Here is a 12,555-nt window from a genome sequence, read left to right as displayed (position 1 = left end):
AATAGGAACCGCCCGTGCGCTGTGCGGTTCAGATGCGCATGGACATCACACAGCTCATCCTCGACGAACACGCGCAGCAGCGTGCTCTGTTCGCCCAGATCGATTCGATCGACGCCAAGGACACCGAGGCGCTGTCGGCGCTCTGGACCCGCCTCAAGAACCTGCTCGACGCGCATGCCGAGGCGGAGGAACGCTTCTTCTACCCGCGGCTGATGAAGATCGGCACCGGCGGCAACGACGCCGACTCGGCCGCCGAGGAGACCGAGGACGCGATCGAGGATCACAACGACATCCGCGACACCGGCGAAGCGGTCGACAAGCACCCGGTCGGATCGGACGCGTGGTTCGCGGCAGTCGGCGAATGCAACAAGGCGAACAGCGATCACCTTGCCGAGGAAGAGCGCCAGGGTCTCACCGATTTCCGCAAGCATGCGACGCTGGAGGAGCGGCATGAGCTTGGCGTGCGGTTCGCGGCATTCGAGGCGAATCACCTGAACGGGGTGAAGGTCGTCGAGAAGGATCCCGAGGCGTATGTGAACGAGCATGCGCCGGGTTAAACGCTATTCCACCTTACCACCCCGGCGAAGGCCGGGGCCCAGTTGGAAAGGTCGAAGTGACAAGGTGCAGCGCTTAATTAGCGGCGTTCCCCAACTGGACCCCGGCCTCCGCCGGGGAGGTGCTAGGGTTAGTTTTGCACGGGATCCCTGGACTAGAACCGCGCCTCCCGTTCCGGCATGACCTCGACATGATCACCTTCTACCTGGCCCGCGCCACCAACGGCGTCATCGGCCGCGACGGGCAGCTCCCCTGGCGCATCCCCGCCGACCTCAAGCGCTTCAAGGCCCTGACGATGGGCAAGCCAATGGTAATGGGGCGCAAGACGTTCGAGAGCTTCCCGAGCCCCCTCCCCGGGCGCCGACATATCGTCCTGACGCGCGGGGGGTGGACGGCTCCAGGCGCCGAGGTCGCGCATTCGGTCGAGCAAGCGCTGGCGATGGCGGGCGATGACGTCGCGGTGATTGGCGGCGCACAGATCTATGCGCAGTTGCTCCCCCATGCGGACCGGATCGAACTGACCGAAGTCCATGACGAACCCGAAGGCGACGCCGTCGTCCCCGCGTTCGAGGGCTGGCGCGAGATCGCCCGCGAGGACCACCCAGGCGAACAGCAACGGCCCGCTTTCAGCTTCGTCACCCTCAACCGCGCCTAAGACGTGTTCTCCCGCGAAGGCGGGAGCCCAGGCTGGACTCCCGCCTTCGCGGGAGAACAGGGAGTTGCGGGAGACGACCGCACGGAAGGACTATCGCCTTTCGCGGCGGCTGGTTACTGAAACGCGCATGCAGCGGCTCGACGGCGGCGCGTCCATTCCTTCGCATCTCGCGAACGGGATTGTCGCGCTGGGCAATTTCGATGGATTCCACCTCGGTCACCAGGCGGTGGTCGCGCGCGCGATCGCCGGGGCCAAAGCCGAGGGCCGCGCGGCGCTGGTCGCTACATTCGATCCGCATCCGGTGCGGCATTTCCGTCCCGACACCGCGCCGTTCCGCCTCACCACGCTCGACCAGCGCGAGCGGCTGTTCGCGGAGGCCGGCGCCGACGCGATGGTGGTGTTCAACTTCGACGGCGATCTCGCCGCGCTGACCGCCGAGGAATTCATCGCCCAGCGGCTCGAGGACAATCTCCGCATCGGCGGCGTCGTCACCGGCGAGGACTTCACCTTCGGCAAGGGCAAGGCCGGCACCGTCCATACGCTAGCCTCGCGCGGCCCGGTCCACGGGTTCCGCGCGGAGACCGTCGGCGCGGTCGCGCTGAACGGCGAGACCGTCTCCTCCACGCGCATCCGCGACGCCTTGCGCAGCGGCGACATGGCGACCGCGACGCGCCTGCTCACGCGACCGTTCGCGATCGAGGGCATGGTGCAGCACGGCGACAAGCTGGGCCGCACGATCGGCTATCCAACCGCCAATCTCGACATGGGCAATTACCTCCGCCCTGCGTACGGGATCTATGCGGTGACCGGACGGCTGGAGGACGGTCGCGTGCTCAAGGGCGCGGCCAACCTCGGCATCCGCCCGAGCTTCGATCCGCCGAAGGAACTGCTGGAGCCGTATTTCTTCGACTTTTCGGAGGATCTGTACGGCCGTCGCGTCGAGGTATCGCTGGTCGAGTATCTCCGCCCGGAAGCGAAGTTCGACAGTCTCGAAGCGCTGACGACCCAGATGGATGCCGACTGCGCGCGAGCCCGGGCGATCCTGGGTTCCTCCCCTCCCTGAAAGGGAGGGGTTGGGGGTGGGTCGACCGGTTGGCTGATGTCAATTCCCGCCTCAAGCCGACCCACCCCCGGCCCCTCCCTTTCAGGGAGGGGAGCAGAAGCCACCACTGCAACTACGCCCCAGTCTGATCCGCATCCTTCTCGCGGAGGGAGAGGGATGGCAACGTGCGGCCCTGTCGGCTAAGTGCGCCGTACTTATGACCGATACTCCTGCGCCCGCCCGCGATTACCGCGATACCGTCTTCCTGCCGAAGACCGACTTCCCGATGAAGGCGGGCCTCGCCGCAAAGGAGCCGGCGATCCTGGAGCGCTGGGCCAAGCTCGGCATCTACGACCGGTTGCGCGAACAGCGGCTCGGACGCGAGCGGTTCATCCTGCACGACGGCCCGCCCTACGCGAACGGCGACATCCACATGGGCCACGCGATGAACAAGGTCCTGAAGGACATCATCGTCCGCTCGCAGTCGCTGATGGGCAAGGACGCGCCGTACGTTCCCGGCTGGGACTGCCACGGCCTGCCGATCGAGTGGAAGGTCGAGGAAGCGTATCGCGCGAAGAAGCTCAACAAGGACGACGTCCCCGTCGACCAGTTCCGCGCCGAATGCCGCGCCTATGCCGAGAAATGGGTCGCCGTGCAGAAGGCCGAGTTCGAGCGGCTCGGCGTGATGGGCGACTGGGCCGATCCGTACCTGACGATGAAATATGAGGCGGAAGCCGCCATCGTCGGCGAGCTGCTCAAGTTCGCCGAGAGCGGCCAGCTGTACCGCGGCGCCAAGCCGGTGATGTGGTCGCCGGTCGAGAAGACCGCGCTCGCCGAGGCCGAGGTCGAGTATGAGGACATCGTCTCCACGCAGATCGACGTCGCGTTCGAGATCGTGGAGGCGCCGAACGCGCCTGAACTGGTTGGTGCGCATGCGGTGATCTGGACGACCACGCCGTGGACGATCCCGGTGAACCAGGCGCTGAGCTATGGGCCTGAGATCATCTACCTTGTCGTTGAGCCAATGTATGATGCTGAAAGGGGTAGCCGACCTCGCCAGCTACTGATCGCTGATGTTTTGTTGGAGAGCGTTCGCGCGCGTCTCGGTTTTTCGAGCGAGCACGTAAAAGGAACCTGCAAGGGCTCGGACCTCGCCGATGCCACCGCACGCCACCCGATGCACGCACTCGGCGGGTTCTTCGCGAAGCCGCGGCCGTTCCTGCCCGGGGAGTTCGTCACGACCGACGCCGGCACCGGGCTCGTCCACATGGCGCCCGATCACGGCGAGGACGATTTCGAACTCTGCAAGCAATACGGGATCGACCCGGTCTTCGCGATCGACGGCGCGGGGATGTACCGCGCCGACTGGGCATGGCTCGGTGGCCAGGGCAGCGTCATCAACAAGAAGTTCGTGAGCGCCGACGGTCCGATCTGCACCGACCTGCGCGAGGCCGGCGCGCTCCTCGCGGCGAGCGACGACTTCAAGCACAGCTACCCGCATTCGTGGCGCTCGAAGGCCAAGGTGATCTTCCGCGCGACCCCGCAATGGTTCATCCCGATGGATGCGTCTTCTGCTCCCTCTCCCCTCCGGGGAGAGGGTCGGGGTGAGGGGCAGCCCAGCGATGCTGTGCCCGGAACGGCCCCTCACCCCAGCCCTCTCCCCGGAGGGGAGAGGGAGTCAGAAGCAGGCAACGGCGCCACCCTCCGCGAGATCGCGCTCGACGCGATCGCCGCCACCACCTGGATCCCCGCACGCTCCGAAAACCGGATCACGTCGATGGTGCAGGGCCGCCCCGACTGGGTCATCTCGCGCCAGCGCGCCTGGGGCGTGCCGATCGCGCTGTTCGTCAACCGCGCCACCGGCCAGTACCTCAACGACCCCGCCGTCAACGCGCGCATCATCGAAGCCTTCCGCGAGAACGGCGCGGATGCGTGGTATGCCGACGGCCACCAGGCACTGCTCGGCCCCGACTACGCCCTCGCCGACTATGAGGTCGTGAAGGACATCCTCGACGTCTGGTTCGACTCCGGCTGCACGCACGTCTTCACCGTCGAGGCGCGCTACGGCGAGGGCACGCGCGCGAACCTGTACCTCGAAGGCTCGGACCAGCATCGCGGCTGGTTCCAGTCGTCGCTGCTCGAAAGCTGCGGCACCCGCGGTCGCGCACCGTACGACGCGGTCCTGACGCACGGCTTCGCGCTCGACGGCCAGGGGCGGAAAATGTCGAAGTCGCTCGGCAACGTCGTCGATCCGCTCAAGATTATCGGCGAGTCCGGCGCGGACATCCTGCGCATGTGGGTCGCCTCGACCGACTATTTCGACGACGTGAAGATCGGCAAGGAAGTGCTCGCGACCGCCTCCGACGCGTACCGGAAGCTGCGCAACACGTTCCGCTACATGCTCGGCGCGCTCGAAGACTTCGACGAATCGGAGCGCGTCGCGGTGTCCGACATGCCCGAGCTGGAACGCTACGTGCTCCACCGCCTCGGCATGATCGACACCGAACTGCGCCAGGCGGCCGAAGCGTACGAGTTCAACCGCTACACGCGCCTGCTGACCGACTTCGCGAGCGAGGACCTGTCCGCGTTCTTCTTCGATATCCGCAAGGACTCGCTCTATTGCGACGCGCCGACCGACATCAAGCGCCGGTCGTACCGCACCGTCCTCGACGTGCTGTTCCACGCACTGGTCCGCTACGCCGCGCCGGTGCTCTGCTTCACCGCGGAAGAAGTGTGGCAGTCGCGTTTCCCGAGCGACGACAGCTCGGTCCACTACCTTGAGTGGCCGACGCTGCCGTCGCTTGAGGGTGACAACGGACTGGGAAGCAAATGGCAGCGCATCCGCCATTATCGGCGCCTCGTGACAGAGGCGATCGAACCCCTTCGCCGGGGTAAGGAAATCAAGTCGAGCCTCGAGGCAAACATCGTTTTCAATTTCGTGGCCAACCACGATTTGGAGACTATTGAGCCTGAGAAGCTGGCTGAGTATTTCATCGTTGCCAGTGTGACGACCGCACGAGTGGATTCAACGAATGGCGCGCCGGTTGGGTCGCCGCCACAAGTCATTCCGCATCATCCCGATACGGCGACGGTTTCGGCTGACATGGCAACTAGCGTTGACGTCACCAAGACCGACTTCCACAAATGCGGCCGCTGCTGGCGTCACCTCCCCGAGGTGAATGTCGACGGTGATCTCTGCAACCGGTGCGACGAGGTGGTGGCCGATGCGTAACCTGCCCAAGGCCGGGTTCTGGGCGGCGATCGCCCTCTTCCTCGCTGACCAGCTCAGCAAATGGGCGGTGACCAAACCGCTCGGGATCGATTCGCTCGGCGAGTCGCAGACGATCACCTCGTTCTTCGACCTGCGCTTCGTCCCCAACATTGGCATCTCGCTCGGGCTGCTCCCCGCCGACGGACACCTGACCCGATGGGCGCTGGTGCTGCTGACCGGCGCGATCGCGGTCGGTGTCGCCGTGTGGATGACGCGCGAGAAGAACCCAGCCGATCAGATCGCCTTGGGCTTCGTGCTGGGCGGCGCGATCGGCAATATCCTCGACCGGATCCGACTTGGTTATGTGGTCGATTTCTGCGACCTGCATATCGGCGAGTGGCGTCCGTTTTTGGTCTTCAATGTCGCCGATGCAGCGATTACTGTCGGCGTGCTCGTCCTGCTTGTTCGGGCGCTCCTCGTGCGCGAGAAGCCCCCTGTGGAGAATTCCCATGCGTAAGTTCGTACCCCTGGCCGCCGGCCTCACCTGCGTCGCGCTGCTCTCGGGTTGCGGGGCAGGCCGTAGCCTCGATCGCGCACGTCCGGACGAGTTCGCCGTCGCGCGCCAGGCGCCACTGGTGATCCCGCCCGACTTCGCGCTGGTCCCGCCGCAGCCCGGTGCCGCTCGCCCGCAGGATACCGCCGCCAACGCACAGACGCTCGACGCGCTGTTCGGTGGGGCCGCAGCACGCAGCCCGGCGGAATCCGGCGTCGTCGCCGATGCCGGCGCCGACAACGACGATCCCGGCATCCGCTCGAGCGCAGGCGATCCCGGCACGACGGTCGTCGACAAGGGTTCGACCACGCGCGACATCGTCGCGGCGCCAGAGGGTGACGGCCAGGACGCGAAGACCACCGCGAACTGATCGAGTCCTAGCGGCTGACGAAAAAAGGGCGGCTCCTCGCGGGGCCGCCCTTTTTTCGTGTCTGACGATGTGGTTCGAAGAGCAGGAGATGCCAGTGGAAGCCTTAGCTTCCCTACCTTGTTCTCCCGCAAAGGCGGGAGCCCAGACTGGATCCCCGCCTTTGCGGGGAAACAAGCTTTCAGGTTGATGGGCGCGGAAAGCTCTCCGCGCCCACTCCTGAGCCCCTTCAGAACGCCGCGGTCAGCGACACCAGCACCTTGCCGTTGGCGATCGAGCCATTGCCGTCCTGGCCACGGCTGAAGCTCGGCTGAAGATACGCCGACTCGCCCTTGCCGATGTCGGTATCGACATACGCCACGCCCAGCGTCAGCGGGGTCGTCGGGATCACGTAGTCCGCGCCGAACAGCCAGTCCCAATACTCGCCGGTCGGCGACACGCTGGTCGCGAACGGCCCGAGGCCCTTGTTGCCGTTCGAATGGCCGACATGCGCCTTCACGGTCAGCCCGGTGTTGGGGATTCCGCTGCTGATATCGCCCCAGAGGTATAGATTGTCGTCCTTGGCGTTGACGCGGTCGTACACCCCGTTCGCAGCCGACGTGCCGTTGACATACCAAGGCCCGAGCGCCTGCTGCTTTGGCGCATAGGCGACGCCCGCGAGCAACGCGACCGGGCCGACGGTACCCGACAGCTTGGCATAGGGCTCGATGAAGTCAGTGTTGTCGAAGCCGCCCGGATACATGTACCAGGTCGCGCCGACGTCGATCGCGCCGCCGCCACCGATCGGCGTCTTGTAGCCGGCGATCAGATCGAGCTCCATGTTGGAACCGCCGAACGTACCCCAGCCCGCGAGGTTTGAACCCCAGGTGCCGATATAGATGCCGCTCTTGTGCGCAATCGTGATGCCGCCCTGAACGGCGAGGTTCTCGTCCGACTGCGACACGCCGCGAAAGCGATAGTCGTTGGTCAGCCCGACCGAACCCGAGACGGTGACCTCCTTGGGGGGCGCCGTAGCCGCATCCTGTGCAAACGCTGGCGTAGCGACGGCAGCCAAAGCAATGCCGCCGAGAAGAAGTGTGGTGAAGCGCATCGTTTCCCTTTCGATACCGGAAGTCGATGTCCGCCCTGCATCCGTGGACGCCGCATCTATCGGGGCGAACCCCAGGGCGGTCTTTCCAACGGTGACACCGCGATGACAGCCCATGGTGCGCCGCACAAGCGAATCTTGCGTACAATCGGCCTTTGACAGCACGCATGTTGCGCAACCGCCACACCTAGTTGAGAGACAGTCGTCGCGTTTAGCGTGCTAGAACGTTGATCGACCGTCGGTTTTCCCAACCCTCGCGCTCGAGTTCGGGGATGACCGCGTCGGTCTCGGGATAACCAATGCACAGATACGCGACGAGGTGCCAGGCTTCGGGCACGTCGAGGATCGTACGGATGCGCGAGGGGTCGAGAATCGAGACCCAGCCGAGGCCGATCCCTTGCGCGCGGGCGGCCAGCCACAGCGTATGGACCGCGATCACCGCGGAATAGGCGACGGCTTCGGGCATGGTCCGGCGGCCGAGACCGTGGCCCTGCTCCGGGTCGGGTTCGACGAACACAGCGACATGACACGGCGCCCGTTCGAGCCCGGCAAGCTTGAGCCGTGCGTAGGTGGCTGCCCTCACACCCTCCTGCGTCGTCAACGCCGCCGCGTTACACGTCTCGAAGTCCGCGCGGACCGCGGCGCGACGGGCCGGGTCGTCGACCGTGACGAACCGCCAAGGCTGGCTCAGCCCGACCGACGGCGAGGCGTTGGCGATCTCCAGCAACCGGTCGAGCAACCCGGTCGGCAGCGGGTCGCTCCGAAAATGCCGGACATCGCGGCGCCAGCGGAACAGCGTGTCCAGCTCGGCCTGAAACGCGGGGCCGAAGATGGGCGCATCAGCCTTCCGCGCGGACACGCCTCGATCGGAAATCGTCTAGACCTTTGCGGCAGAGAAGGCGGCGAGCCCGGCTTCGAGATCGGCGATAAGGTCGGCGGGGTCTTCGAGGCCGATCTGGAGGCGGACCATCGGGCCTGCGGCTTCACGCTTTGTGACGCTGCGGTAGCGGTGCGGGTCGGCGGGGATGGCGAGGCTTTCGAAACCGCCCCAGCTATAGCCGATGCCGAATAGTTGCAGCGTGTCGATCAAGGCGGCACGCGACGCTTCGTCGCCGCCATTCAGGACGAACGAGAAGAGCCCGCTGGAGCCCTTGAAGTCGCGGACGAACAGGTCGTGGCCGGGGCAATCGGGGAGCGCGGGGTGGAGGACCTGTGCGACTTCGGGACGCGTCTTCAGCCATTGTGCGATCTGGAGCGCGCTCGACTGATGCTGCGCGAGGCGGACCGCCATCGTGCGCAAGCCCCGGCTGCCGAGCCAGCAATCGTCGGGGCTCGCGACCTGACCGAGCTGAAAACTCGTTTCGCGCAATTTCTTGAAGTGACCGGGCGCGGCGGTGACCGAGCCGAGCATGACGTCCGAATGACCGACGACGTACTTCGTACCGGCTAGGATCGTCAGGTCGACGCCGCGCTCGATCGCCGGGAAGAACAGCGGGGTGGCCCAGGTGTTGTCGAGCAGGGTGGTCACCCCCCTCGCCTTGGCGGCGGCGACGATCGCGGGAACGTCCTGCACCTCGAAGCTCAGCGAACCGGGGCTCTCCATGAAGATCGCCCGCGTATTCTCGCCGATCAGGTCGGCGATGCCCGCGCCGATCATCGGGTCGTAATAGCGCGTGGTGATGCCGAACCGCTTGAGCAGCCCGCCCGCCATCCCGCGCGTCGGGTCATAGGCGCTGTCGACCAGCAGCAGTTCGTCGCCGGGGGACAGCACCGACAGCAAGGCCGCCGCGATCGCCGCGACGCCCGAGCAATAGAGGAACGTCCCCTCCGCGCCGGGCTCGAGCGAGGTCAGCGCGTCGGCGAGGCTCCACTGCGTCGGCGTACCCTTCCGCCCGTAGAACAGCCGGTGATGCGTATCGCGCGTCGCGCTATCGCGGAGATGGCCGACCGAATCGTACAGGATCGTCGAGGCGCGCCAGACCGGCGGGCTGACGATGCCTTGAGTCCATTCCGGGCGACGACCGGCGAGGACGACCTTGGTCGCGTCGCCGACCGGCTTGTTCGTATCGCTCATGCTGTGCCTGTCGCCTTGGGTGTCTCAGGATCGCCGCCCCATTCGGACCAGCTGCCGTCGTACAGCGCCGCGTCGTTGCCTAGCAGGTGCGCGCCGAACGCGAGCACCGACGCGGTGATACCCGAGCCGCAGGTCATCACGATCGGCTTCACCAGGTCGATGCCCGCCTTGTCGAATTCGGCCTTCAGTGCATCGCCCGTCTTCCACGTCCCATCCGCATTGAATACCGCGCCCTGCGGCAGGTTCTTCGAGCCCGGAATATGCCCCGGCGCAGTGCCCGGCCGCGGGTCTTCCTCCGCACCGGTAAAGCGCGTCGCGGACCGCGCGTCGAGCACCTGCTCCGCGCCGCTAGCGACGTTCGCCTTCATCTGGTCGAGATCGCGCACGCCCTTCAGGTCCGCCCAGGTCGTGAAGTGACGATGCCGCGCCGTCTCTTTCCCCGTCGCGATCTCACGCCCCTCGGCCTGCCATTTGGCGAGCCCGCCATCGAGGATCGCGACGTTGTGCGCGCCGAACAGCCGCAGCAACCACCACGCGCGCGCGGACGTGTGCCAGGGCGAGCTGTCGTACAGCACGATCCGACTGCCATCGCCGAGCCCCAGCGTCTGCATCCGGCTCGCGAACTTCTCCGCTGACGGCAGCGTGTTGGGCAGGTCGCTGTCGGTATCGCACAATTCGCTGAGGTTCATGAACACCGCGCCGGGGATATGCGCCGCCTCATACTCCGCCGCCGCATCGCGCCCCTCCGCGTAGGTCGCGTCGACAATCCGCAGATCGCTCGCGCCCAGTTCGTTCGCCAGCCATTCGGTGCTTACCAACGCGTCCATATGCGGCTCCTTGTGCTCGATCGGTCAGTAGCCAGCCGGGCCGCTCGCGTCGAGGGAGGCGAGGAACCCGGCCGCCTGCGCACGCGTCGCCTCGCGGTCCGCCTCGGACTGTTTCGCCCAGTTGCGATACGGCATCGCCAGCCGGTTGTTGCGCCCGAGCTTGTCCTCGTGCCGCGCCAGGAAATCCCAATACAGCGCGTTGAACGGACACGCATCGGGGCCGATCCGCTGCTTCACGTTATACCGGCACGTCCCGCAATAATCGGACATCCGGTCGATATACGCGCCCGACGAGATATACGGCTTAGACCCCAACAAGCCGCCATCGCCGAACTGGCTCATCCCCAGCGTATTGGGCAGCTCGACCCATTCGTACGCGTCGACATACACCTCGAGGTACCAGAGGTGCACCTTGGCCGGGTCCGCGCCGATCAGCAGCGCGAAATTGCCTGTCACCATGAGCCGCTGGATATGGTGCGCGTGCGCGGTCTCCAGCGTCTGGCCGATCGCCTCGCGCAGGCAGTGCATGTCGGTCTCGCCGGTCCAGTACCAACCGGGCAGCTCGCGGTGATGGTCGAGGAAGTTGCGCTCGACATACTCCGGACCCTCGCGCCAGTAGATCCCGCGCATATATTCTCGCCAGCCGATGATCTGGCGGATATAGCCCTCGACCGCGTTCAAGGGAGCACGTCCAGCGCGATATTCCGCCTCCGCGCGCCGGCACAGGTCGAGCGGATCGAGCAGCCCGGAATTGATGTACGGCGACAAAATCGAGTGCCACAGATGCCGCTCGCCGGTGAGCATCGCGTCTTCGTAGTCGCCGAACTGCGCTAGCGCGTGTTTAAAGAAATTTGCCGCCTGCCGCTCCGCATCCTTCGCGGTCACGGCGTACTCGAACCCGTCTAGGCTCCCCGGATGATCCGCGAACCGCTCCGCGACCAGCGCCAGCACGCCTTGCGTGATCGCGTCCGGCACGAACACCAGCGGGCGCGGCATCATGAGGTCGTTCTTGGCGGGTTTCCGATTCTCCTTGTCGAAGTTCCAGCGATCGCCCTCGGGCTTGCCGGCGGTCATCAACAGCCCGGTGCGCGTCCGCATCTGGCGATAGAACCACTCCATCGTCAGCGACTTGCGCTCGGCGGCCCAGGTCTCGAAGTCGGCATGGCTGGCGAGGAAACGGTCGTCGCTGCGGATCTCGACGGGGATGCCGAACAGCGTCTCCCAGCTTTCGAGCATCGCCATCACGCGCCACTCGCCGCCCTCGGTGACGACGATCCGCTCGGGGTCATGCCGCTCGACCACGCGCGCGATCTCGCCGGTGAAGCTGCCCGCATTGTCGGGGTCGTCGAGCTGTGTGTATTCGACCGTCCACCCGGCCTCGCGCAGCGCCTCGACATGGTGCCGCATCGCCGACAGGATATACGCGATCTTGCGCTTGTGGTGGCGAACGTAGGTCGTCTCCTCGTCGACCTCCATCATCAGCACGATCGTGGTTCCAGGATCGCAATCCCGCAACGAGGCGAGGTCGATCGTAAGCTGGTCGCCGAGGATCGGTACGAGTGTGGTTTTCTTGCGCGTCATCGCATCCTACATGGCGGCACATGACCGCTCCCCAGAACCCATTGCATCTCGGCCAGAACAGTGCCCTCCCCGCCTCTCCAGAAGAGGCCGTGCTCGATTATGTTCCGAACCCGCGACCGGGCCGGACGTATCTCGTGCGGTTCGCGGCGCCCGAGTTCACGTCGCTGTGCCCGGTCACCGGCCAGCCCGACTTCGCGCACCTCGTCATCGACTACGTCCCCGGCGAGACGATCGTCGAATCCAAGTCGCTCAAACTCTTCCTGAGCAGCTTCCGAAACCATGCCGGGTTCCACGAGGATTGCACCGTCGGCATCGGCGAGCGCCTGTTCGACGAGATGAAACCGGTGTGGCTGCGGATCGGCGGCTACTGGTATCCGCGCGGTGGAATCCCGATCGACGTGTTCTGGCAATCGAGTGCACCGCCGCACGATCTGTGGCTGCCGGACCAGGGCGTCGCCCCCTACCGCGGCCGCGGATGAGGCACGCGTAAAATCGGTTTGATCTGGGTTGTTAGTATTCCCGTGCTGCACTGCAGTATGTGATGAAACTTTATGCTACCTGAACCGTTCAAATGGATGCGCGACCGGGTTTTCCCAGAAGTGC

12 protein-coding genes are annotated in these 12,555 nt (G+C 65.7%); 7 read left to right on the top strand and 5 right to left on the bottom strand.

From position 1 onward, the window contains the following. The first annotated feature begins 14 nt into the window (after positions 1-14). From C8J25_RS12665 to C8J25_RS12640, 6 genes are all read left to right on the top strand, one after another. Positions 15-557, top strand: coding sequence for a hemerythrin domain-containing protein (locus C8J25_RS12665; protein ID WP_244187062.1), 543 nt, complete (start codon positions 15-17; stop codon positions 555-557). Positions 558-745: 188 nt separating this feature from the next. Continuing rightward, positions 746-1,210 (top strand): dihydrofolate reductase, encoded by a 465-nt coding sequence (locus tag C8J25_RS12660; protein WP_107954738.1) that lies wholly within the window; start codon positions 746-748, stop codon positions 1,208-1,210. 127 nt (positions 1,211-1,337) lie between these two features. Next, the gene (locus C8J25_RS12655) at positions 1,338-2,273 is read left to right on the top strand and encodes a bifunctional riboflavin kinase/FAD synthetase (protein WP_107954737.1); all 936 of its coding nucleotides are present in this window, start codon (positions 1,338-1,340) and stop codon (positions 2,271-2,273) included. Positions 2,274-2,469: 196 nt separating this feature from the next. Beyond that, on the top strand, positions 2,470-5,484 hold the full coding sequence (ileS, locus tag C8J25_RS12650; RefSeq protein ID WP_107954736.1) for an isoleucine--tRNA ligase: 3,015 nt from the start codon (positions 2,470-2,472) through the stop codon (positions 5,482-5,484). Further along, a complete protein-coding gene (gene lspA, locus C8J25_RS12645; protein ID WP_107954735.1) occupies positions 5,477-5,980 on the top strand; it encodes a signal peptidase II in 504 nt (167 codons plus the stop codon). Before ileS ends, lspA begins: the two co-directional genes overlap by 8 nt. Continuing rightward, entirely contained in the window at positions 5,973-6,386 is a 414-nt protein-coding gene (locus C8J25_RS12640) for a DUF3035 domain-containing protein (RefSeq protein ID WP_056065856.1), read from the top strand. Before lspA ends, C8J25_RS12640 begins: the two co-directional genes overlap by 8 nt. A gap of 226 nt (positions 6,387-6,612) precedes the next feature. Here C8J25_RS12640 and C8J25_RS12635 read toward each other — a convergent pair whose 3' ends face one another. The 5 genes from C8J25_RS12635 to C8J25_RS12615 all read right to left on the bottom strand — a co-directional run bounded on the left by C8J25_RS12635 (position 6,613) and on the right by C8J25_RS12615 (position 11,952). Continuing rightward, on the bottom strand, positions 6,613-7,473 hold the full coding sequence (locus C8J25_RS12635; RefSeq protein WP_107954734.1) for a TorF family putative porin: 861 nt from the start codon (positions 7,471-7,473) through the stop codon (positions 6,613-6,615). 208 nt (positions 7,474-7,681) lie between these two features. Next, complete coding sequence (gene bluB / locus C8J25_RS12630) at positions 7,682-8,329, bottom strand: 5,6-dimethylbenzimidazole synthase (RefSeq protein ID WP_107954733.1); 648 nt, start codon at positions 8,327-8,329, stop codon at positions 7,682-7,684. An 18-nt stretch (positions 8,330-8,347) separates the two neighbouring features. Next, positions 8,348-9,544 carry a cystathionine beta-lyase gene (gene metC / locus C8J25_RS12625; RefSeq protein WP_107954732.1) on the bottom strand — a complete coding sequence of 399 codons (1,197 nt, stop codon included), beginning with the start codon at positions 9,542-9,544 and terminating at the stop codon, positions 8,348-8,350. Beyond that, a complete protein-coding gene (locus C8J25_RS12620; RefSeq protein ID WP_107954731.1) occupies positions 9,541-10,371 on the bottom strand; it encodes a sulfurtransferase in 831 nt (276 codons plus the stop codon). The genes metC and C8J25_RS12620 overlap by 4 nt, the downstream gene beginning before the upstream one ends. A 24-nt stretch (positions 10,372-10,395) precedes the next feature. Next, positions 10,396-11,952: a cryptochrome/photolyase family protein gene (locus C8J25_RS12615; protein ID WP_107954730.1), complete on the bottom strand. Its 1,557-nt coding sequence runs from the start codon at positions 11,950-11,952 to the stop codon at positions 10,396-10,398. Positions 11,953-11,972: 20 nt separating this feature from the next. Between C8J25_RS12615 and queF the strand changes: the two genes are divergently transcribed. Continuing rightward, the gene (queF, locus tag C8J25_RS12610) at positions 11,973-12,431 is read left to right on the top strand and encodes a preQ(1) synthase (RefSeq protein WP_056489630.1); all 459 of its coding nucleotides are present in this window, start codon (positions 11,973-11,975) and stop codon (positions 12,429-12,431) included. The last annotated feature ends 124 nt before the right edge of the window (positions 12,432-12,555 follow it).

Origin of the sequence: Sphingomonas faeni (assembly GCF_003053745.1) — a bacterium.
Lineage (GTDB): Bacteria > Pseudomonadota > Alphaproteobacteria > Sphingomonadales > Sphingomonadaceae > Sphingomonas > Sphingomonas faeni.
The sequence above is the reverse complement of the archived record's forward strand: the minus strand, read 5'-3'. Positions and strand labels throughout refer to the sequence as shown.